The 23676-nt window shown below is 33.1% G+C and carries 14 protein-coding genes; 5 read left to right on the top strand and 9 right to left on the bottom strand.

Translation table 11 applies throughout. The annotated features are described in order from the left end of the window. Positions 1 to 7 precede the first annotated feature (7 nt). The 6 genes from RH82_RS03330 to mnmE all read right to left on the bottom strand — a co-directional run bounded on the left by RH82_RS03330 (position 8) and on the right by mnmE (position 11538). Positions 8 to 844: a glycoside hydrolase family 16 protein gene (locus RH82_RS03330; protein WP_034058051.1), complete on the bottom strand. Its 837-nt coding sequence runs from the start codon at positions 842 to 844 to the stop codon at positions 8 to 10. A 29-nt stretch (positions 845 to 873) separates the two neighbouring features. After that, on the bottom strand, positions 874 to 2295 hold the full coding sequence (locus RH82_RS03325; RefSeq protein ID WP_034058050.1) for a hypothetical protein: 1422 nt from the start codon (positions 2293 to 2295) through the stop codon (positions 874 to 876). Positions 2296 to 2308: 13 nt separating this feature from the next. Further along, the gene (locus RH82_RS03320; RefSeq protein ID WP_034058049.1) at positions 2309 to 5494 is read right to left on the bottom strand and encodes a glycoside hydrolase family 2 TIM barrel-domain containing protein; all 3186 of its coding nucleotides are present in this window, start codon (positions 5492 to 5494) and stop codon (positions 2309 to 2311) included. A 285-nt stretch (positions 5495 to 5779) separates the two neighbouring features. Next, a complete protein-coding gene (locus RH82_RS03315) occupies positions 5780 to 8584 on the bottom strand; it encodes a helix-turn-helix and ligand-binding sensor domain-containing protein (RefSeq protein WP_034058048.1) in 2805 nt (934 codons plus the stop codon). Positions 8585 to 8953: 369 nt separating this feature from the next. Further along, positions 8954 to 9718 carry a hypothetical protein gene (locus RH82_RS17660; RefSeq protein WP_052158192.1) on the bottom strand — a complete coding sequence of 255 codons (765 nt, stop codon included), beginning with the start codon at positions 9716 to 9718 and terminating at the stop codon, positions 8954 to 8956. Between the two features lie 428 nt (positions 9719 to 10146). Continuing rightward, positions 10147 to 11538: a tRNA uridine-5-carboxymethylaminomethyl(34) synthesis GTPase MnmE gene (mnmE, locus tag RH82_RS03305; protein WP_034058046.1), complete on the bottom strand. Its 1392-nt coding sequence runs from the start codon at positions 11536 to 11538 to the stop codon at positions 10147 to 10149. 105 nt (positions 11539 to 11643) lie between these two features. On the opposite strand from mnmE, the gene RH82_RS03300 reads away from it, so the two are divergent. Further along, a complete protein-coding gene (locus tag RH82_RS03300) occupies positions 11644 to 12339 on the top strand; it encodes a DUF4369 domain-containing protein (protein ID WP_034058045.1) in 696 nt (231 codons plus the stop codon). Here the strand turns inward: RH82_RS03300 and RH82_RS03295 are convergent, their stop codons facing one another. Continuing rightward, a complete protein-coding gene (locus tag RH82_RS03295) occupies positions 12340 to 12987 on the bottom strand; it encodes a rhomboid family intramembrane serine protease (RefSeq protein ID WP_034058044.1) in 648 nt (215 codons plus the stop codon). Positions 12988 to 13050: 63 nt separating this feature from the next. On the opposite strand from RH82_RS03295, the gene RH82_RS03290 reads away from it, so the two are divergent. Next, positions 13051 to 13941 (top strand): lysophospholipid acyltransferase family protein, encoded by an 891-nt coding sequence (locus RH82_RS03290; RefSeq protein WP_034058043.1) that lies wholly within the window; start codon positions 13051 to 13053, stop codon positions 13939 to 13941. Positions 13942 to 14111: 170 nt separating this feature from the next. Here RH82_RS03290 and RH82_RS03285 read toward each other — a convergent pair whose 3' ends face one another. Both RH82_RS03285 and glmM read right to left on the bottom strand, forming a co-directional pair. Next, positions 14112 to 15611 (bottom strand): aminotransferase class V-fold PLP-dependent enzyme, encoded by a 1500-nt coding sequence (locus RH82_RS03285; RefSeq protein WP_034058042.1) that lies wholly within the window; start codon positions 15609 to 15611, stop codon positions 14112 to 14114. Between the two features lie 26 nt (positions 15612 to 15637). Next, positions 15638 to 17026 (bottom strand): phosphoglucosamine mutase, encoded by a 1389-nt coding sequence (gene glmM / locus RH82_RS03280; RefSeq protein ID WP_034058040.1) that lies wholly within the window; start codon positions 17024 to 17026, stop codon positions 15638 to 15640. A 79-nt stretch (positions 17027 to 17105) separates the two neighbouring features. Here glmM and RH82_RS03275 point away from each other — a divergent pair, with 79 nt between their 5' ends. From RH82_RS03275 to RH82_RS17655, 3 genes are all read left to right on the top strand, one after another. Beyond that, the gene (locus tag RH82_RS03275; RefSeq protein ID WP_034058038.1) at positions 17106 to 17699 is read left to right on the top strand and encodes an acyl carrier protein phosphodiesterase; all 594 of its coding nucleotides are present in this window, start codon (positions 17106 to 17108) and stop codon (positions 17697 to 17699) included. Positions 17700 to 17767: 68 nt separating this feature from the next. After that, positions 17768 to 19456: a gamma-glutamyltransferase gene (ggt, locus tag RH82_RS03270; RefSeq protein ID WP_034058036.1), complete on the top strand. Its 1689-nt coding sequence runs from the start codon at positions 17768 to 17770 to the stop codon at positions 19454 to 19456. 105 nt (positions 19457 to 19561) lie between these two features. After that, the coding region (locus tag RH82_RS17655) for an L-type lectin-domain containing protein (RefSeq protein ID WP_052158191.1) at positions 19562 to 23676 on the top strand (4115 nt) is incomplete at its 3' end.

The raw sequence follows: 23676 nt of genomic DNA, 5'->3' as shown, positions 1-23676 counted from the left end.
AGTTGCTTTAATTTTTATAAACTCTTACGTAATCGATTAACATGGTTTGTGGAAAAACCGTTTCTGCATTTGGAGACCCTACAAATGATCCACCTACCGCAAGATTGATAATAATGTAAAATGGTTGATTAAAAACCCATTCACCAGTAACATCTGCCGGTGTAATTTGATTATACAATTTATCATCTACATAATAATTAATATAATCTGGTGTCCATTCTATACCAAAGACGTGAAAACCTGTATCGAAACGATCGTTTTCTAATGTGTACGTTTTTGTAATCGCTTCACCTCCAGAATAACCAGGACCATGAACAGAACCATGAACTTTAGTTGGCTCTTGACCACGATATTCCATAATATCTATTTCACCACATTGAGGCCAGATAACTTCATCACAGTTTTCTCCAAGTAACCAAAATGCAGGCCACATACCTTGACCGTAAGGCAATCTTATGCGTGCCTCAAAACGACCATATTGTTGATCGAATAAACCATTCGTTAAAAGTCTAGAAGACGTATAAGAAGACCCGTTATATTCTTCCTCATTTGCTGTAATTAACAAATAACCGTTTTCAACTTTTACGTTTTCAGTGCGGTCTGTGTAATACTGAAGCTCATTATTTCCCCAACCATTATCACCGGTCCCTACATCATAAGTCCAAAGCGCATTATTAGGTGCTCCTTCTGTATTAAACTCATCTTGCATCACAATTTCCGTGAAGTTTGCTACGATTTGAGTTCCATCTGATGAACAATTTGTAGTCGTTAAAAACAACACTACAATAAAAGACATAAAAGCAGCTTTCACTAAACCTTTTTTAGTATTCGTTTTATTTTTCATTTTATATTTTTTTGTTTTATTGTTAGTGTTTATTCGTAGAAATAAATGTTATCTAAATAAAAATCAGTTAAAGGAGACCCGTTAACATTTTCATATATAATAAGACCTATATGACTCCTGTTTGCCAAGGTTAGAGGAATTTCCAAAGTACTCCATTCATCGGCAACAAAATCTGAGCTATTAAAAAATATTTGTTGTCTTAAATCATCCGTACCTCCATCAACACCGTCAGCGCCAAAATCTACAACTGAAATTAAAAAATCTAGGTTTGCTGGTATATTATCTGGGATATACATATTAAGGTGAAGATTAGACTTCACTGTAGCATCGACAGTTGGATTAGCGAACTGATTACCAACAAAATTAAAATTAGTATATCCTAAAATATTATCTCCATTTGCTATAAAATCTGCAGATTCAGTCGTTTGGAAAGGTTCCCAAAATCCATTATAAAAATCTACAGGAACATTAGTATAATGATCACTATAAATAGAAATTACAGTACCAGGATCTCTCGTTGGAGTTGGCGCTAAATCAAAATTCCCTCCTGAATTAACCGTTAAAGAACCTTCTGCTGGGACTCCATTAATACTAGCAGTAATTACCGCACTACCAATACCAACTATAGTAACTACACCACGTTCACTTACTAAAGCGATGTTTGTATCTGAAGACTTAAATGTAAAATATGAGGGCGCTACATTCACTGTTTGGTTAACTCCAGAACCCAAATTAAATGTTTCTGTTAAACCGGTCACAGGAACAGGTGCTCCTAGAAAGGCTGTTTGTACAACATCTTCTCCATTAAAAATGGATGGTCTTGGTTGCGCTATAGTTCCTAATTTTTCAAATTTTAATTCGTCCATCCAAAACGTATAACCAACTCCACCAGTACTTTGCGTACCTGCAGAGAATAAAAACATTCCTTTTTCTTGAATAAGTTTTGATTCGTCTGGAATTGGAATAATAATTTTTCGCCAATCTGTAGAAAGCACTACGTTCTTTGTACCTACAACAAACTTATCTTCACTAAAATCTGTTCCAAACCCTGCTTCAATTATTGCTGTTGTTGATCCTTTTGCCCAGAATGTTAAAGCATCGTAACCCGTTAGATTTCTTCCTTGTCCGCGGTCCAGAAAAATACCACCAATAAATCCACCATCGGGATCGTTTGGCTGCGGCACATCTATACGTATAGAACTAGAACCTAGATAGGCTTCATTATTATCTGTGCCAAAACCTTGCGTATTAGCGCCTTGATTTGGATCGAAAGAAGTAAAGAATTGGTCAGTAAGACCTACAGGCGCATCTGTATAAATCTCTGCATTGCTTCCAAATTCTGCAAATACGGCATCTTCAGATAGTTCTCTTTCGCAACTAATAACTGTAGTAAGCAAAATTGCCATAACTACTGAAATCTTTTTTAAGTATAAATTTTTAGAATTTTTCATTTTCTATTTTTTTTTAATTTCCAATGTTAATATGTATATAGGTTCTAATTTCCCATTCATTACCATCAGGAAATCCAACTGGACTTAATGTAGGTACAGTAGAAAATTCTGAAGCTGTTTGGTTAGGTGAATACCTTGGTGAATTTTGATCCATTGAACGCCAAGTTCCGCGAATTCCAATTTTTGTACTTGGTAAAACAAACCAACCTGGCTTCCCTAAAGTTGTAGATATATCTAGCATTGCTTGCACAGGATATGTAAGGTTAAAATCACGATGATAATCAAATGGTCCCCAATCGTTTAATTTTAGTTGTTGCACTATTTTAAATTTCTTATAAATAACTCTAATATCACCTCCAAAACGATTAATTGTTCTATCACTATCACCATTTGCTTGAGCGTTTCCTACATAAAAATTCCCTATTAGACCTAATTCTGGACTTATTTTTGAAACTATTCTAGAGCTTGCTTCCCAAAGATCTTTTGCGGGAGCTGCATTAGGAAATGCAAAAAACTGTCTATTAGCTAAAAACCCAATATGAGCATCTTGAGCTGTTGGGAGGTGACGATATACAAAACCAAGATTCATTGCGAATTTGGCATCTTCCGCTCTATCATTATCCCATGCATACATCCAAGTTCCTGGTGTAGGATCGTAAGTAAATAACATTTCACCAGCGGTAGTCTCTCTATTACCTCTTACAGCAAATGGATCATCAATAAAATTTCTTAATCTTCCTGGTCCATCAACTAAATCATTGGGCATAGCTGCTACTAATGGTTTTTGCCATAAAAAATTTGGTGCAATTTGAAAGTCACCTAATGAATATGTAAAACCTGCTAAAACATTAGTTTGGTTACCGCTACCACTATCTTTTAATTTCCAACCTGTAAATGTTTGTGTTGCATCTGCACCACCATTAGCTACTAAGCCCATTATTGCGCCTTGAGCATACATGTTAAATTTACCGCCTTGGTACGTTATTTTTGCTTTACCACCCCAATTATCATCGTTATTTACTTTGTCTTCGTATATAACATAATTACCTGATGTACCTGTAAAATCCTGATAAGTACTCCCGTTTAAAGGATCTCCAGCCCAAATACCACCTAAAGACAATCCGAATTTACCGAAGTCTCTTTCGATAACAATAGTTCCTCTTTCTGTTGGCCATCCTGGAATTATACCACTCGATACTTGATTCGCATTTAATACACGACGTCCAGCTTCGTCAAATTTTAGTTCTGTTTCTACATCTCTGTGATAGATACCAGTAACTTCCCAATTTGCTATTTTACGCCTGTATTTCAACAACATTGTTGGGTTTGCTCCCCACCACAATTGTGGTCCAAACGCTGCTTTTAAACCATTTAATGATCCTTTTCCATCTATTTCAATACCTAAAATATCACCATTATAGATATCCAAGTTTGGTCCATAATTTGCTTCTGGGTACAAGCCAAAGAAATCGCCTTCATATTGCCAGTGGTAATGTCCTGTTCTATAAAAACCTCTAACATCTGCATCCTTAGTTTTCCATTCGAACTCTGCATTATAAACTTGTACTCTATTTGGATCTGCTATGGTTACACTGCCTTCTTCTGTAGTAACATCAAGATCAAGCCGTCTTCCTCTATTTTCATAAAAAATCTCATCTATAGGGTTCTCTGCTACATTTCCTAGTATGTTGAAGTTTACCTCTGCTCGCATATTTGCTGCAGGATTACCTTCTACTCCAATAAAATAAGATTGCATATGATCGAAACCTAATTGATTAGGATATACCTGATTATTAGGATCTGCAGTTTCTGGTGTCGTTATTAAGCTTCCACCTGTATTAAACGTTGTAAACTCAGCTCTTAAATTACTAAAACGAATTTTATCACTGGTACTCCCTAAAGCAGCTTTATCTCCACGCGCTCTTAAAACGGCATCCATTAAATTAATATTACTAAAATGGTTGCTAATAAAGTTTTGATCTACACCATCGATATAAGGATTAATTTGATGTGCTTCTTTTAAAGAATAATATGCTGCTCTTGGATATAAATCAAAAAGACCTCTTGAATCAGTTGGTCCTTTAGCACAGACGCCAAACCATTCTTCATTCATATTATCTGACCCATTCTCAACATCATGAGGATAACCTCCATTGGACCAAGTTGCATCATTATCATGAATATCTAAATTTTTTGTTTGCCCAATTTTCCACCAACCATCACTAAATTGAAATGTAAATCCTCCAATTGAATTATTTGCTTTGCCAATACCGGCAGCATTTTCATAAATCTCCTTCCAGTTTCCAACCATATAATATGCTTGGGCCTTTTGGTCTTCTTCATTGGTTAATGCATTAAAAGCATCGGCTCCAAACTCAGTAAACATAATTGGTTTATCTAATTCATCTCTAACGCGTGTAAAGGCATCTCCAAATGAAACTCCTCTGTACATATTAGTACCATATATATCTATGTCTTTACATTCTTCTGCAACGATATCCACAAATAACAAATCTCCATTACAGATCGCTACAGGATGAGAACCACCGTTTATAGCTTTTATTTTTAATGCAGCGTCATTCATTAACTTATACATTGGTCTTCCTCGCAACTCTCCCATCGCTCTTTCTTTCTCTTTATCATCTGGGAAATCTTCAGTTTCAGCTCCAGCCCAAAACAAACCATAGTTATTTTCGTTTCCTAATAAAAACATTAATAAACCTGGTGTATTTTTAAATTCCTCGGCAAGTTCACTAATTTCATTCAACAGTACTTCTTGAGTTTTTTCGTCTCTATAATCTGTTACAGGAGTCCAATTGCCTTCAAGAGTTAATCCATAACGTCCAAATGAATGGTTAAGCATGGTATATATTCCGTAATTTTCATATATATATTTAACCCATTTTGGTTGTATTCCTGAATACTGTCTGATAGCATTAATACCCATGTTTTTTAAAAGCCCCATTTCTTTATCCAGTGCAGCTTTAATAATATCATCTGATTGTTTCCATAAACTGTATGAGTAATTTTTACCAATTGGAACATAACCCCAGTTCATACCATTAATCATGAAGTCCTCTCCATTAACTACTAATTTCATACCGTCACTGTTCTTTTGAACCGTTACCTTATCTGCTTGAGCAAACACTGATGATGTAGAAATTAAAATTAGAATTATTCTAAAAATGTTCTTCCTCATTTGTATTATATTTTAGTTTGGTTTTTAACCATTTAGTTTTAAAATAAATGATTATTAATTTTATTGCTTGTAAATCTAACTTTAATTATTGCTGATTTACTAAAACATACCGCTACAAAAAACATACATCGCAAAATAACGAGTTAAATATTACGGATTCAACACTAAACATATGAAACCATAAGTCTTTTGAGCTTATGAAATATATAAAAAATATAAGTCAAAAAAAGTTAAAAATAAGAATGTTGTGGTATTGTATAGGTGAATTATAGCAATGTAGTACCTCTACAATTCGATGATGTAGTTTGCTAAGCTAGTTTCGTGAGGTAAATTCATTTTTTTTCGTAAACGGTATCGTTTAACTTCTACACTTCTAGGAGAGATATTTAACAAAGGAGCTATTTCTTTAGAAGATAGATTTAACCTTAGATATGCACATAATTTTAAATCGTTAGGAGTTAACGCGCTGTGCTCTGTTTTTAATTTCTTTAGAAAATCTTTATCTGCATTATTAAAAGCTTCTTGGAAGAATTTCCAATCGTCTGTATTGTTTATGTTTTTATCAATAATTTTAATAACAGATTTAATATTAGTACTTGCATCCTTATTATTAAGCTCGATTTTAATAGTATTTAAAAACTCATTCTTTTTTATCAAGCTCATAGTAGATATAGCAAGCTCTCTATTTTTACCCTCAATGTCTTGTTTTAATTTTTCATTATTAAAACTCATTAACTGTTGCTTATTCTCTAATTCTTTTAATTCTAGTTCTCTATTAGTCTTTAAAAAGATGGCTTCACGCTGTTTTTTATAATATCTTTTATAAAATGTATGCGTTAAAAATGACAATGAAATAAATATAATAATGTAAAGGACTAACATTAAGTTAGATAAGTACCACGGTTTTTGTATTGTAAAACTATACCAAGCAACATTTTTAGTTATAACACCACCTACTCTGGCTTTAACGTTAAAACTATAATCTCCATATGGCAAGTTTTCGAATATATGTGTTGAATTTGTGGTCCATTTACTCCATGGTTCATGAAATCCTTTAAGTTGGTATTGGTATTCTGATACCAAATATTTAGAATATTCTGGTACACTAAACGAAAAGGAAATATTATTATGTTTGTTTTCAAATTCGCTTTGACTAGTTCTATCTATTGCACTAAATTCACCATCCTTTTTACTGTTTTTAATGCTACTTATTTCTATTTCGTAAGATGTTTTCTTTAGCTTAGAAAGGCTTACTACAGCATAACCTTTAGAGGTTCCAAACAAATAATTATCGTTTGTAATTGCTGTAATGTTTTCGAAACCTGTTATATTTTTCCTAAGTTTATTAGGCAAAGATATACTATTCAAAACAGGTTTTTTACTTAATCCGCCTGAAGATATATAGGTTATTTTCTTATCTGAAAAACCCCATAACTTATCCGTTTTACTGTTATGTATTAATTTTCCAGATATAAAATTATCTGAATTAAATAATTGACTTAATACTGAATCTCTTCTAAACTTTTTATTAGCATGGTTGTACTTAAAAACACCTTTTTTATAAGTGTAAAGCAAGTCATTCTTATATTTAATTAAGCTAGAGTATAAACCTTTATTTGCGGTTGAATCTATTACTACAGAAGTAACTTCTGTAAAATCTTTATTAAATTTTATATTAAAAACACCTTTATACTCATGACTAACTAAAATTTGGTTTTTATTTAAGAATTCAAAATAACGTGAAGAACTATTAAACCCTTGAATTTTGTTTTTAAATTGCCAATTTTCATTTAATTTTTCAATAACATTTAAACCATTATAATTACCCTGAAGTAAATGATTAGGTTTTTCTGGAATTTTTTTCAAAACCCAGGTGCCTTGGATATTAGAAATAAGTTTGGCTTTTGAGTTATTTATTAAAAAAGTTCCGCTGTTATGACCACAAAATAGTTGATTATCTATTTCTACTAAACACCAAACCTGACCATTAGTACCTTTAATAAACTTAAATTCCTCTTCGCTATTATAATCCTTATAAAACAAACCTTGATTTGTACCTAAATATAGCGTATCATTAAAAATAGCTGAAGCATAAGTAGTTCCAATTTTACCTTTATTATCCTCATAAATTCGAAATGGAGAATTAATATTAATGCAGTTTATGCCATTATCTAAGGCTAACCAGATATTATCCTCCCTATCTTGGAAAGCAGACAAAACCGTGTTATTAATTAAGCCCGAGTTTTGATTAATTTGATATAAAACTTCTCCATTTTCTTTTAAATGAATCATACCATTTGATATGGTTCCCAACAAAAAACTTTTATCCCTTAGTTGTATACTACTGTATATCGTTTTGTTGTCTAAAATATTAGAAGATGGCGTTTGCCATGGTATTAGATTCTCGTTATTAAGCTTATAGAATCCACTTGTATTTGTAAGTACAATTAGATCTTTGCTTTTTCCAAATATACCTACGACTTCTGTTGTTTTAAAAATATTATCACTAGATAGTAATACTGCTTCTCCATTGTTAATAGTATAGAGGCCTTCATTAATTTTTTGAAAATAGATTTGATCTTCAATTTGATACATTTTTATAATTTTAGAATCTGATTCTATAATTTTAAAAGTATCATTTGTAGTGTTGTAAATATAAATTCTGTTTAAAGACTGAAAAAGAATCCATTCTCTAAAATTTAAAATAGTCCAAAATTCCTCATCTTCTATTATAGGTTTCTCTACCTTATTAGCTAAAGATTTGTATTTAAGTATTGAAAAAGCATCGCGTTCCCAATAACCAAAATCCATATAACATCCCGTATAAATTTTATCTCCTACAACATGCACAGAACGCAATATTGTTTGATTTGGAGAAGGATACAATTGCCATTTTTCACCATTAAATTCTAAAAGACCTTTATTATTGGCAACATAGATGTGTTTATCTGCAGATTGAGATATATTCCAGTTTTGATTCTCAGCATTATAAATATCTATTGTATAGCTTTCAATAGGCGGTAATTCTTGGGCATAAAAAACACTACAGAACCCAAACAAAAGTAAAAACATGGTATAAAATCTATTCATTTAAAATGCTTAAAAACTAAGTATAGTAAGCAATATACAAAATTTATGAGCTTTAAATGTTAAATATAAAACTATACACCAGCTGAATTCAATAATTCATGAAAAATAATTTTAAAAAAGAGCTGTTTTAAGTATTAAAAAAATGTAGTCGTAAATTTACTAAGAAAGTAAAAATCACAAGGGTTTATTGAAAACTAGATAAACTCAAAAAACCCTTTCAACACTAAAAATGAGTTTTTATGGCTGAACTTGATTTATAAACACTGTTAGATGCACTAACAACAATCACAAAAACTATCTACAATCTATAATAATCGTTGGACTACTATGAAAAGGAAAAAAAAATCCATTATTAAAAACTTATGGAGCTTATTTTACAAACTGCTTTAGTATTTTTCTAAGAAGTAAAACATCTTTCCCCTTGTCACGACTTAAGTTCTTTTTATTATCACATTCAAATAAAGAATAATCGATTTCAATTAAATTAATATCCTTTTTTTGAAGCACATCTCTTCGTCTTTTATTGTATCTTATTATTTGTTCAGCTCTAGTGATGCCACTTACTGTCATTACATCTAGCTTTTCCAGTTGCAGTCCTGATTTGTTTTGCTTTTCTAAAAATTCAATCACTAAATTAGCGTCTTCATAAAAAGCTGCTAAAGGTAATTTTGTTCTTGTTTTTCCTTTTTTATGCATGTCACCTAATAAAGAATCAAAAGTATGTTTACGCGATGCTTTTTCTTTAAGTAGTTCGTCACAAAGATCTAAAATATAGAATTCATCGCTATTTTCTCTTTTTTCTTTTGATCTTTCTTTTTTAGAAATAGTGCTTATGGCTTTATTTTCTGGAAACAGAGTTCCTTCTCTTACCAAATACCAAAAAACAGCTGTATCTGTGCGTTCTGCGTGTACAGAAGGTATTGTATTTAAAACACTCTCTTTATCTAAAGCTCGCAAGACTTTTCTAAGTGGTAAACCTTTTTTCTGGTCCTTTGTAAAAACGCCAGCTTTTATTAGATCTGACATGATATCTTTGGCTGGAATCCAATCTTTATCAGTATGTGTATTAAAGTAATTCTCTATTACCTTATTTATTTGAGTTACTTTGTCTTCGTTATTACGTCTATTCTCCATGATTATCCCTTTTATGTTACTTGCATTGGCTGTAACTAAAACGGCCGCAAGATAAGTCAATATTAATTATGAAATAATTATACTACTTGTTTAATTAAGCACTAAATATTACATTGTCGTTATTTCTATACTATGATGAGAATCTAAAAGAGGTTTGGAGTAATCTGTATTATGCAAATTTCAGATTTGTTAGGGTTATAAATTAATCTATTCAAGAGATCCTAAAATTAATCTGGGATAAGTCCGCTTGTGTAAATCATAGGTTTACGATTTAACTTACTTTCCTCCATCACGGTTATAATTATATAATGCCAAATGTTTGCTTAATATTAGCAACGACACTTTCAATATACTTTTATCTTATGGTGGTTTAGGGCCAATTAATGCGTCGTTGTAAAATTAATTACAAGAACTTAGAAGAAAGATAATTATTTGCCAATACAGAAATTTGCAAAAATATTACCCAATAAATCATCACTTGTAATCTCACCTGTTATTTCTCCAAAATGAAATAAGGCCTGACGTACATCTATCGCTAATAAATCTCCAGAAACACCTATTTCTAATCCCGCTTTTACACTATCTATTTCTTGGAATGCTTTTAAAAGTGAATCGTAGTGCCTTGTATTAGTTACAATAGTTTCGTTATTTCTAAGAGCACCAGTATTTACAAAACCAATTAATTTCTCTTTCAACTCCTCTACTCCAACACCAGACTTAGCAGACAATAAATGAAGGTTTTCAAATTCGGATTTTAAAGTATCTAATTCTAAAGCGTTTAAAGTATCAATCTTATTTGCAATAATAATTAATGGTTTTAACGGAAAACGGTTTTTTATCTTTTCGATTTCAACCTTAAGTCTTTTGCTTTCAGTTTTAAATTCTTCAGAAGAAAATAACAAAACAACTACTTGTGCTTGCTCCATTTTTTCGAAAGTTTTTTTAATACCTATACTTTCAATAACATCTTTTGTTTCTCTAATTCCTGCTGTATCTATAAACCTAAACCCAATACCTTCAATTACTAATTCGTCTTCAATAGTATCTCTTGTAGTTCCTGCAATATCACTAACAATCGCACGTTCTTCGTTTAATAGTGCATTTAATAAAGTAGATTTTCCAACATTTGGTTCTCCTACAATAGCTACAGGAATTCCATTTTTAATAACGTTTCCTACTGCAAACGAATCGATTAATCTTTTTAGCACAAATGTAATACGTACTAATAATTCTTTAAATTGAGCTCTATCTGCAAATTCTACATCTTCTTCTGCAAAGTCGAGTTCAAGTTCTATTAATGAAGCAAAATTCATTAATTCTTCACGCAATTTTGATATTTCACTAGAAAAACCACCTCGCATTTGTTGCATGGCAATTTGGTGAGAGGCTTCGTTATCACTGGCAATTAAATCTGCTACTGCTTCAGCTTGACTTAAATCTAATTTTGCGTTTAAAAAAGCACGTAGAGTAAACTCTCCAGCATTTGCCATTCTACAACCTTTTCTTAGAAATAACTGAATTATTTCCTGCTGAATATATATAGAACCATGGCAAGAAATCTCTACTACATTTTCGCCTGTATAAGAATTGGGATTTTTAAAAACGGATACTAGCACTTCGTCAATAGTACGTTTGCCATCCATTATATGCCCTAAATGAATGGTATGTGTTTTCTGTTCGCTAAGCAGCTTGTGGCTTTTAACGGATTTAAAACAGTTTTCTGCAATGTTTATAGCTTCTAAACCAGATAATCTTATAATTGCTACAGCTCCAGCTCCAGAGGCTGTTGCTAGTGCAACTATTGTATCGTTATTAATCATTTTGCAAAAGTAATAAATTGCAAATAGATATGTGACTTAGTCTCATTGTAAAAATCGCTTGGTAATGGATAATCTTATATATTTGTATTTCAGAAAAAAAATAAAATGCTAAAAAAAATTGTAATAATAGTTTTGTTCATTGCCTTTATATCTTGTAAAAAAGAGAAAAACGATGGTTTTAATATTTCGGCAACAACAGATAGTTATATTTCAGGGAGTACTGCTAGACTTTTTAGGGTAGATAATAAAAAGAAAAGTGTATTAGACTCTACAATATTAGAAAAAGGCACCTTTGTATTTGAAGGTAAAGTAACCTCTCCAGACAGATATTACATAACTATTGACAACGTTTTAGGAGTGCTTCCTTTAATTATTGCGAATGAAACCTTCGAAATTGAAATAACAACAGACAGTATTGAAGGTTCAAAAATAATTGGCAGTAAAGAAAATACGATTATCAAAAAATATCTTGAAGATTTAAAATATTTACAACAAGCTTATGGTGCATTAAGTCAGAAATTTAACACCTATAGACTTAGTGATGATAAAGATGGTATGCAAACCGTTAAAAACTCATATGACAGCTTGGTTTTAGAAGCTGTCAAATTTGATGTTAGATTTATAAAAAAACACCCAAATGCCGTATTGTCTGCTTTAACTTTAGAGCGCATTACAATGGCGAAACAAATTCCTGTTGAAGAAACCAATACTCTTTTTAGTAATTTATCTCCAGACATTCAAGAAACTAGAGCTGCAAAATACGCTTTAGAATTTATTGAGGAACAGAGTAAAAAACAATAATTATATTTTACCTAAACGTTTTAAAACAAATAGCAGTACAATTGGTAATGCCAAAAGAATAATCATTGTGAAATTAGTTTCAAAAAGATACGAAGCAAATAAAAGTGTTAACACATAACCTCCAATAGCACCACCAAAATGTGCATCGTGACCAATGTTATCTGCTTTAGTCCTCATACCGTAAATAGAGTATAATAAATAACCAACACCAAAAACATAAGATGGAATTGGAATTGGAATAAAAAACATATACAAACTCATTCCTGGCTGTAATAATATTGCAGAATATATAATTCCCATTACAGCTCCACTTGCACCTACAGCAGTATAATGGTATTCATTTTTATGAAAGTAAAATGATAAAATATTGCCTACCAACAAGCTCCCTAAATAAATAATAATAAAACTTACTTCTCCCAATTCATAAACCACAACAGGTGCAAAAAAGTACAACGAAAACATATTAAAGAATAAATGTTGCGGATTTACATGCAAAAAACCAGAAGTTATCATTCTAATTTTCTCTCCTCTAGTTATAGCTCCAATACTAAATTTATATTTCTCGAAAAATTCAAAATCATTAAAACCTTTAAAAGACGCTAAAGCATTGGCAGCGATAATAACAATTGTGATAATATTTATATCCATGAACAGTAAACGATTTTTTTTAAATATAGCATATATTTGCAATTACAAATTTAAAACTAATTCATGCAATTATTAGCTTACATTTTAATTTATCCGTTTTTTTGGATAATTTCAATCCTTCCGTTTAGGTTATTGTATGTACTTTCAGATATTATTTACTTCTTTGTTTATCGTATTTTTGGTTATCGAAAAGATATCGTTAATGAAAATTTGAGATTAGCTTTACCAGAAAAATCTCCTGAGGAAATAAAAGCTATCACTAAAAAATTCTATCATCATTTGTGTGATATGGTTGTGGAGTCTGTGAAATCTATGACTATTTCTGAGGCTCAAATGAAAAAACGTTATGCATTTACAAATGTTGAAGTATTGCAAAAGTTAGAAAAGCAAAACAGAAGTGTCATAATTATGTGTGGCCATTATGCGAGTTGGGAATGGATCTTTATACTCCAAACTTATGTAACCCATAAAGGTTTTGCTGTATACAAAAGATTAAACAACAAGTATTTCGATAGGTTAATTAAACGTATTAGAGCAAGATATAATAGCTATTTAATTACAACTAAAGAGACTATTGGAACCTTAAGAGCGTCTCATGCACAAAACGAGTTAACAATAACGGGCTTTGTTGCAGATCAATCTCCAAAATTAAATAAAGCGCGCCATTGGAATAACTTTATGGGCATTACTGTTCCTATTCACACAGGTGCAGAAATGATTGCTAAAAAATTAGATATGGCTGTTTTGTTTTTTGATGTAAGAAAAATAAAACGTGGTTATTATGAAACTACCTTTAAAACTATTGCAGAACATCCTAATGACTTTAAAAATTATGAAATAACTGATATTTTCACCTCTTTTGTTGAAATACAAATAAAAGAAGAACCAGAGTATTATTTATGGACTCATAAACGTTGGAAACATCGTGATCATGCACCAAAAGAATTTTTATAGGAATTTATTTAAATTCTTATAAAATAAAAAGGCATTCGCAGACAAAACTGTAGCTCTCAGCTAAAGCACTTTGAATCACATTAACCGCACTCCAAAAGCCTGAAAATTAAAAGGGCGAAGTGAATTTTGAGTTTTTTTTCCTCAGAGATTACTTATTAAAAAGGAAATTATTAAAGTTCAAACCAACCATCAACTCGCAACTCTTGAGTAGGTACAAAAGTCTTGTGTATAAATTCATTATTAGCTTTATTATATTCATAATCTTTAGCCCATTCTACATGGTTTTTAGCTAAAAAAATTAAACTTTCGCAAACATAATCTATCTCATCGCAAGTAGTTGTAGGGTGAATAGACATACGAATCCAACCTGGTTTACGCATTAAATCTCCTAAAGAAATTTCATTTATCAAATTATGAGATTGCTCTTGATCTACATGAAGTAAATAGTGCCCGTAAGTTCCTGCACAACTACAACCACCACGTGTTTGTATTCCAAAGCGATCGTTTAATATTTTAACACCCAAATTAAAATGTAGGTCTTCTACATAAAAAGAGACAACACCTAGACGTTCTTTATGATCACTAGCTAATATTTTAATATTAGCTATGCCATCTAAATTAGAAAAGACTTTGTGCAATAATTCATGCTCACGATCTAGCATGTTTTTTACACCCATTTGTTCTTTTAGTTTTATAGCTAAAGCTGTTTTTATTGTTTGTAAAAAACCTGGTGTTCCACCATCTTCTCTATCTTCAATATTATCAATATATTTGTGTTCTCCCCAAGGATTAGTCCAAGAAACGGTTCCTCCTCCTGGACAATCTGGAACCATATTTTTATACAATTTCTTATTAAAAACTAGTACTCCAGAAGTTCCTGGTCCACCTAAAAATTTATGTGGAGAAAAGAAAATAGCATCCAGTGCTTCGTCTTCATTTTCTGGATGCATATTAATATCAACATAAGGTGCCGAACACGCAAAATCTACAAAGCAAACACCTCCATTCTTATGCATTACTTTAGCAATTTCATGATAAGGCGTTTGAATTCCGGTTACATTACTACCTCCAATAACCGAAGCAATTTTTAGTGTGCATTCTTTATATTGTTCTAAAAGAATTTCTAAATTTTTAATACTAAACAAGCCATCGTCTCCAGCAGGAATCACTTCCACTTTTGCCATAGTTTCTAACCAAGAGGTATGATTAGAATGGTGTTCCATATGTGTTACAAAAACTACAGGGCGAATTTCGTCTGGAATCGTGGCATATTTACGTAAATTTTCAGGCACTTTTAATCCTAAAATACGTTGAAATTTATTGACAACACTCGTCATTCCATTTCCTGCAACAATTAACACATCGTCTGCATTTGTATTTACATGACCTTTAATAATGTTTCTAGCTTTGTGGTACGCATTAGTCATTGCGGTCCCAGAAACTGTTGTTTCGGTATGTGTATTCGCCACAAAAGGCCCAAATTGATTAACTATTTTTTCTTCAATTGGTCTGTATAATCGTCCAGAAGCTGTCCAATCTGTATAGATGATTTTCTGTCTTCCGTAAGGAGATTCAAATTCTTGATCTATACCAACAATATGGTTTCTAAATTTCGAAAAATAGTGTTCTAATTCAGATCGTCTTTCTCTTGGTGCTTTTGTAGGAATCATAATAATTGTATTATGCTGTTAAGATACTAAACATTAGCGATTTCTTTAATTTCAGAGATAATCTTATCTGCCAAATCATCTGCTATTTGTTGCGATGTTGCTTCTGTATAAATTCTAATAATGGGCTCTGTATTACTCTTTCTTAAGTGTACCCAATTTTCAGCAAAATCAATTTTTACACCATCAACAGTATTAAGGTTTTCATCTTTATATTTCACTGCCATTTGCTCTAGTATTGCATCAACATCAATTTGTGGTGTTAACGCAATTTTCTTCTTGCTCATAAAATAGCTTGTGTACGTTTTACGTAATGCACTTACACTCATATTCTTTTCAGCTAAAAGCGTTAAAAATAAAGCGACACCAACCAAAGCATCACGACCATAATGCGAAGCTGGATAAATAATACCACCATTTCCTTCACCTCCAATAACGGCCTTATTTTTTTTCATTAGCGCTACCACATTAACTTCGCCAACGGCACTGGCTTCATAAGCTCCTCCATGTTTTTCTGTGATATCTCTTAACGCTCGAGTGGAACTCATATTACTAACCGTGTTTCCTGGGTTTCTACTTAAAACATGATCTGCACAAGCTACCAATGTATATTCTTCGCCAAACATGTCTCCATTTTCGTCCATAAATGCTAATCTATCGACATCAGGATCTACAACAATTCCAAAATCGGCATTGTGCTTTAATACTTCAGCAGATAAATCTGTTAAATGTTCTTTAAGCGGTTCTGGATTATGAGGGAAATGACCATTTGGCTCACAATATAATTTCACAGGCTCCACTCCTAATCGTTCTAACAATAAAGGGATTGCAATACCTCCTGTCGAATTTACACCATCTACAACGACTTTAAACTTAGCTTTTTTAATAGCGTCTACATCTACATAATCTAAATCTAGAACTTCGTCAATATGTATATCTATATAGGCATCGTTTTTAGTGATTTTCCCTAAACTATCAACATCTGCAAACTTCATAGCATCACTTTCTGCTATTTCTAAAATTTTAGCACCTTCAGCTGCGTCTAAAAATTCTCCTTTAGCGTTTAATAATTTTAGTGCGTTCCATTGTTTTGGGTTGTGACTTGCAGTTAGAATAATACCACCATCTGCATGTTCCATAGGTACAGCAATCTCTACAGTTGGTGTTGTAGAAAGGTCTAAATCTATAACATGAATGCCTAAACCTACTAAAGTATGCATTACTAAATTCTGAATCATCTCTCCAGAAATTCTTGCATCACGACCTACAACAACACGATAATTATCTTTTATACGTTGCGTTTTTAACCAAGTACCATAAGCCGAGGCAAATTTCACAGCATCAATTGGTGTAAGGTTTTCTCCAACGTTTCCGCCAATTGTTCCTCGAATTCCTGAAATAGATTTTATAAGTGTCATTAAATATTATTTTAAATTGAAGTACAAATATAGCATTTCAAAAGCGGATTATTCTATTCTGAATTCGTAAATTCGACCTATGAATTTTCTTGCACATATTTATCTTTCTGGGAATAACCAAGACGTTACTATTGGCAACTTTATTGCTGATGGTATTCGTGGTAAAAAGCACCAAAACTATCCAAAAGACATTCAAACTGGTATTCTATTGCATCGCCAAATCGATACGTTTACAGATGCTCACAAAACCGTTAGAGCTAGCACGAAAAGGCTTCATAAAAACTACGGACACTATTCTGGCGTGATTGTCGATATTTTATACGATCATTTTCTGGCTAAAAATTGGAGTAACTACTCTAATGTTCCTTTAGCAGAATATATCGATAATTTTTACGATAGTTTGCAAGATAATTTTGAAGTATTACCAGCGAGAATTCAAAAAATGATGCCTTATATGATTGCAGACAACTGGCTATTAAGCTATGCTACCATAGAAGGTATTGGCAAAGTTTTAATTGGTATGAACAAAAGAACACAAAATCGTTCGCAAATGAACTTGGCAGTAAATGAACTACAAGAGTTCTATGATGAATTTGAAGATGAATTTACACGTTTTTTTGATGAACTGATACGTTTTTCGGCTACTAAACTAGAAGAAATTCAAAACAAATAATATAAAAGCAATCGGCATTGCTAGGCGTTTACGACGTAGCAATCTGTTGAAATAATCTCAATTATAATATGAAATTAAAAAACATACTCATCCTTTTTGCTACAATTCTCGTTTGCTTATCATGCCAAAAAAAAGAACCTGTTCGTGGTTTAATTGCTCAAAAAGCAATGGTCGTTTCTGCAAGAATTGAAGCGTCAAACATAGGGAAACAAATTTTAGAACAAGGTGGAAATGCTTTTGATGCTATGATGGCAACAGACTTAGCTTTAGCAGTTGCTTATCCTTATGCAGGGAATCTTGGTGGTGGTGGTTTTATGGTTTATAGACTTAACGATGGAAGTGTTGGCGCCTTAGACTATAGAGAAAAAGCCCCTTTTGCTGCAACAAAAGACATGTATTTAGATTCTATTGGAAACGTTATTCCGAACTTAAGTACACGTGGAGCAATGGCTGTTGGTGTTCCTGGAACTGTTGCTGGTGTTTTTGAAGCACATAGGAAATTTGGTTCTCTACCCATTGAAACTATTATGAAACCAGTAATAGCTTTGGCTCGAAAAGGTGTAATTGTCACAAAAAATCAAGAGCTTAGATTAGCTCAAAAACAACCAGATTTTAAATTAGCTAATAAAGATTCTATACTATTTTCAAAAAATTGGAAAGAAAACGACACTATTAAATATCCAAATATCGCAGAAACACTTACGCGCATCATGGAGAATGGTCGCGATGAATTCTACAAAGGACAGTCAGCAAAAATATTAGCAAAATTCATTCAAAATAATGGAGGTATAATTACTGAAAAAGATTTAGCAAATTATGAAGCTAAATGGCGTACACCAATAACTTTTAATTACGACAATTTACGAATTATTTCCATGTCTCCTCCTTCAAGTGGTGGTATTGCTATGGCACAAATATTGAAATCGGTTGAAGATTATAATTTACATGAATTCGGACATAATTCTGTAAAAACCATACAAGTACTAGCAGAAGCCGAACGTCGTGCTTATGCAGATAGAAGTTATTATTTAGGCGATCCAGATTTTGTGAATGTTCCTCAAGATAAACTTTTAAGTGACAACTATTTAAAGAACAGAATGGCTAGTTTTTCATTTAAAAAAGCAACACCATCAACTGAAGTTTCACATGGGACTGTTGATATTATAGAAAGTGACGAAACTACACACTACTCTATTATCGATCAATTTGGTAATGCTATATCAGTAACTACCACCTTAAATTCTGGATATGGATCTAAATTATATTGTGAAGAACTTGGTTTCTTTTTAAACAATGAAATGGACGATTTTTCTAGTAAACCCGGAGTTCCAAATGTATACGGACTTATTGGCGCTGAAGCCAATGCTATTTTACCAAAAAAACGCATGCTTAGTTCAATGACACCGACTATAGTTGAAAAAGATGGCAAGCTTTTAATGAGTGTTGGAACTCCTGGTGGTTCAACAATTATTACATCTGTATTACAAACAATACTAAATGTTCATGAATTTGAGATGAGCATGCAAGAAGCTGTCGAAGCACCTCGATTTCATCACCAATGGTTACCAGATGAAATAAGAATGGAACCTAATCGTTTTAATAAAGAGACCATAAACAGTTTAAAGCAAAAAGGCTATATTATTAATGAAGAACGTTCTCTAGTTATTGGTATAGTAGATGGCATATTAGTTTTGCCAGATGGCACGCTTGAAGGTGGAGCTGATTCTCGTGGAGATGATGCATCAGCTGGATTTTAAGTTTCATTATAGTATAAAATTCGTCAAAATCATTCCTCTAATTTTCTAGTCAGTGTAATTTAATTTACTTTAGTGCATTATATATCAAATTAGCACAAGTAAATTATGAGATTAAAATTACGCACTAATACTTATTACCTTATACTTTTTATAGCTCTATTTTTAACACAAAATAGTATAGCACAATTAGCTCCAACGCTTGTTGGAAATACAATAGATCAAGGGAACAACTGTTATAGAATTACAGCAAATACTAATAATCAACTTGGGGCAGTATGGTATAGCAATGGCATTGATTTAAATAACGATTTTGATATTATTTTCGATGCTAATTTTGGTACAAATAACTCTAATGGTGCTGATGGAATTGTATTTGTATTAAAAACGTCTTCTGCTGCAGTAGTTGGCACTGCTGGTGGTGACTTAGGTTATGGCGGTATTAATAATTCTATGGCAGTTGAGTTCGATACTTGGCAAAATAACGACAGAAATGATCCTTCTAATGATCATGTAGCCATACTTTTAAATGGCATTACAAATCATGCAAGTGGGCCTTCTTGGATACCTAATCCAGTAAATGCATCTGCTACTTCTGGAAATATAGAAGATGGGAATTTACATGATGTAAAAATTAGTTGGAGAGCAGCAGCTCAAGAGTTTAAAGTTGTTTTTGATTGTAATGAAAGAATTTTGGTGTCGAACCAAGATCTAATCAACACTGTCTTTGGTGGTAATTCTAATGTTTTCTTCGGGTTTACAGGCTCTACTGGAGGAGCTACAAATCTCCAAACAGTTTGTTTTAAAAGTTTATCTTTCGTAGATGAAATTCTTTTAGATGATCAGAATATTTGCTCTGGAGACTCTATTAATTCTATAGATGCAACCTATGATGGTGCTACAAGTTATCAGTGGATTCCTACAACAAATGTAAGTAACCCAAACCTACCAAACCCTGTATTTTCTCCAACAATAGATACAAATTACTCTGTAGAAATCACAGATGCTTGTGGCGAAATTATTAGCAATGATTTTGATGTTACTATATTACCTCAAGATGATTCCACTTTTTCAGCTTTAGAAAACTGCGATGGAGCTACTATGAATGTTACTGGTACTTTAGGAGGTACATTTACTTTCAATACAGTACCAACAGATACAGCAATTATAAATCTAACAACAGGCACAATTACTAGCGGAACTTCGGGAGCCACTTATTCTGTTCAATACACTACAAATGGCACCTGTCCATCTAATAGTACCCAATCAGTTACATTAAATACAACAGATGATTCTGCTTTTATTATGTTGCCCAGCTGCGATGGAGCTACAGTAGATTCAGTTGTTACACTAGGCGGAATTTACGTTTTAAATCCAGTTCCTACAGATGGTGCGATAATAGATGCTGCAACAGGAACAATTACTGGAGGACAATCAGAAACAAGTTATACAGTAGATTACACTACCAGTGGTGCTTGTTCTTCAACAAGTTCATTTACTGTAACTGTAGACACAACAAATGACGCTTCTTTTACTATGCTATCTACATGTGATGGCGGAACAGTAGCTTCTGAAGCTTCATCAGGAGGAACATATAGTTTTAATCCAATACCAACAGATGGAGCTAGTATAGATTCAACAACAGGAACTGTAATTGGAGGAATTTCTGCAACAAATTATACCATTGAATACTCGCTTTCTGGAGTCTGTCCATCGTCATCAACGTTTATTTTAACATTAGAAACAGCGGACGATCCAACATTTACATATACACCAACCTGTGATGGTGCAACAATAAATACAGTTACAACATCTGGTGGTACATACACTTTTAATCCAGCTCCTACAGATACAGCAGCTATTAATTCAATAACAGGCACTATAACTAACGGAACTTCTGGGTCAACTTATTCAGTACAATACACAACAAATGGCACCTGTCCATCTAGCAGTACAGAATCTGTAACAGTAACAACAACAGACGATTCTACTTTTACCATGTTGTCTAGCTGTGATGGAGCAACAGTAGATTCAGTTGTTACATCAGGTGGAATTTACGTTTTAAATCCTTTACCATCAGATGGTGCGACAATAGATTCTGCAACAGGAACAATAACTGGAGGGATTTCACAAACAAGTTATACAGTAGATTACACGAGTAGTGGTACTTGTCCGTCAACAAGTTCTTTTACAGCAACAGTAAACACAACAAATGACGCTTCTTTTACTATGATATCTAATTGTGATGGCGGAACAGTAGCTTCTGAAGCTTCACCAGGAGGAACATATAGTCTTAATCCAATACCAATAGATGGAGCTACTATAGATTCAACAACAGGAACAGTAATTGGAGGAACTTCTGCAGTAAATTATACCATTGAATACTCCCTTGCTGGAGCCTGTCCATCGTCATCAATGTTTATTTTAACATTAGAGACAACTGACGATTCATCATTTACATATACATCAAACTGTGATGGTGCTACAATAAATACCGTTGCTACCCTTGGAGGCACTTATACTTTTAACCCAGTTCCTGCAGATACGGCAACTCTTAATTCAACTACAGGAACCATAACTAACGGAACTTCTGGTACTTCTTACATGGTTGAATACACAACAAATGGAACTTGTCCTGATTCTAGTATTGTATCTGTAACTGTAATAACTACCGATAATTCTGTGTTTACCATGATACCTAGCTGTGATGGTGCAACAATAGATACTGTTCTTACACCAGGCGGAACATATGTGTTTAATCCAATTCCAACAGATACAGCTACTATTGATGCTACAACCGGAACGATTATTAATAGTGTTTCGGGAACAAGTTACACAGTAGATTACACAACCAATGGCACCTGTCCATCAACAAGTTCTTTTACAGTAACAGTAGATACAACCAATGATGCCTCGTTTACTATGATAGTAACCTGTGATGGTGGAACAGTTTCAACAGAAGCGACTTCAGGAGGAACCTATACTTTTAATCCAGCTCCTACAGATACAGCAATTATAGACACAACTACAGGAACAGTTACGGGAGGAACTTCTGGTGATGCTTATACTATTGAATATTCTCTAGGTGGAACATGTCCATCATCGTCATCAGTTGTTTTAACAGTATTAACTGCAGACGATTCCTCGTTCACTTACACACCAACCTGTGATGGTGCAACAATAGATACAGTTACAACATCTGGCGGCACTTATACTTTTAATCCAACTCCTACAGATTCAGCAACGATTAATTCAACTACAGGGACTATAACTAACGGAACATCAGGAGACTCATACACAGTAGATTATATTACTAATGGCACCTGTCCAACAACAAGCACAGTAATAATTACGGCTAATTCGTTACCAGTATTAGTACCCCCAACACCGTTAGAAGTTTGTGATGATGGCACACCAGACGGCATGACACTCATTGATTTAACCCTGAAAAACATCGAGATTTCAGGTGGTAATCCAGCATATTCGGTAACCTATTATATTGACCAAGCAAATGCTGACGCAGAAACCAATGCACTTCCAAATCTATATACCAATACAACAGCAGATTTGCAAACCATATTTGTGCGCGTCGAAGACGTTACTACCGGCTGTTTTGACACTACAACTTTAGACTTGTTAGTGGAGCAAGCACCAATAGCGTTTACACCAACGCCCTTAGTAGATTGCGATCCAGACAGTGATGGTTTTGGGGTTTTTACACTCTCAGATACAACATTAGAAATCACAGGAGGCGCAGCAGGACTTACCGTAACCTACCATGAAACTATGGCAGATGCAGGCAATAATGTTAATGCATTAACTAGTCCATACAATAATATTGTAGTCGATACACAAACCATTTACGTAAGAGTAGAAAGTGCAACCATTGCAACCGACTGCGCTACTTTTGTAGCATTAGTTCTTACTGTAAATCCAACACCACAAATTACAACAGCTGCTAATTTAACACCCTTAGAAGTTTGTGATAATGATGCCGATGGCTTTGCTGTTTTTAATTTATCAACTAAAGAACCAGAGATTCTAAACTTATTAGACACAGATACGTCTAACGATTTAGACCCATTATTATACACCATTACGTATTATGAGAATATGGCTAATGCCGAAGCACCAAATAACCCTATCACTACTCCAAATGCATATGTAAACACAACTATGGACCTACAAACCATTTGGGTGCGTGTAGAAGATAATAGTACAGG

The sequence above is a fragment of the Lacinutrix jangbogonensis genome (assembly GCF_000797445.1).
Lineage (GTDB): Bacteria > Bacteroidota > Bacteroidia > Flavobacteriales > Flavobacteriaceae > Lacinutrix > Lacinutrix jangbogonensis.
Note: the sequence above shows the minus strand (reverse complement) of the source record. Positions and strands in the feature narration are given on the sequence as shown.

Excerpts from the sequence above, each read along its gene's own strand:
- RH82_RS03330 (WP_034058051.1), bottom strand. The coding sequence starts at position 844 with ATGAAAAATAAAACGAATACTAAAAAAGGTTTAGTGAAAGCTGCTTTT.
- RH82_RS03325 (WP_034058050.1), bottom strand. The coding sequence starts at position 2,295 with ATGAAAAATTCTAAAAATTTATACTTAAAAAAGATTTCAGTAGTTATG.
- RH82_RS03320 (WP_034058049.1), bottom strand. The coding sequence starts at position 5,494 with ATGAGGAAGAACATTTTTAGAATAATTCTAATTTTAATTTCTACATCA.
- RH82_RS03315 (WP_034058048.1), bottom strand. The coding sequence starts at position 8,584 with ATGAATAGATTTTATACCATGTTTTTACTTTTGTTTGGGTTCTGTAGT.
- RH82_RS17660 (WP_052158192.1), bottom strand. The coding sequence starts at position 9,718 with ATGGAGAATAGACGTAATAACGAAGACAAAGTAACTCAAATAAATAAG.
- mnmE (WP_034058046.1), bottom strand. The coding sequence starts at position 11,538 with ATGATTAATAACGATACAATAGTTGCACTAGCAACAGCCTCTGGAGCT.
- RH82_RS03300 (WP_034058045.1), top strand. The coding sequence starts at position 11,644 with ATGCTAAAAAAAATTGTAATAATAGTTTTGTTCATTGCCTTTATATCT.
- RH82_RS03295 (WP_034058044.1), bottom strand. The coding sequence starts at position 12,987 with ATGGATATAAATATTATCACAATTGTTATTATCGCTGCCAATGCTTTA.
- RH82_RS03290 (WP_034058043.1), top strand. The coding sequence starts at position 13,051 with ATGCAATTATTAGCTTACATTTTAATTTATCCGTTTTTTTGGATAATT.
- RH82_RS03285 (WP_034058042.1), bottom strand. The coding sequence starts at position 15,611 with ATGATTCCTACAAAAGCACCAAGAGAAAGACGATCTGAATTAGAACAC.
- glmM (WP_034058040.1), bottom strand. The coding sequence starts at position 17,026 with ATGACACTTATAAAATCTATTTCAGGAATTCGAGGAACAATTGGCGGA.
- RH82_RS03275 (WP_034058038.1), top strand. The coding sequence starts at position 17,106 with ATGAATTTTCTTGCACATATTTATCTTTCTGGGAATAACCAAGACGTT.
- ggt (WP_034058036.1), top strand. The coding sequence starts at position 17,768 with ATGAAATTAAAAAACATACTCATCCTTTTTGCTACAATTCTCGTTTGC.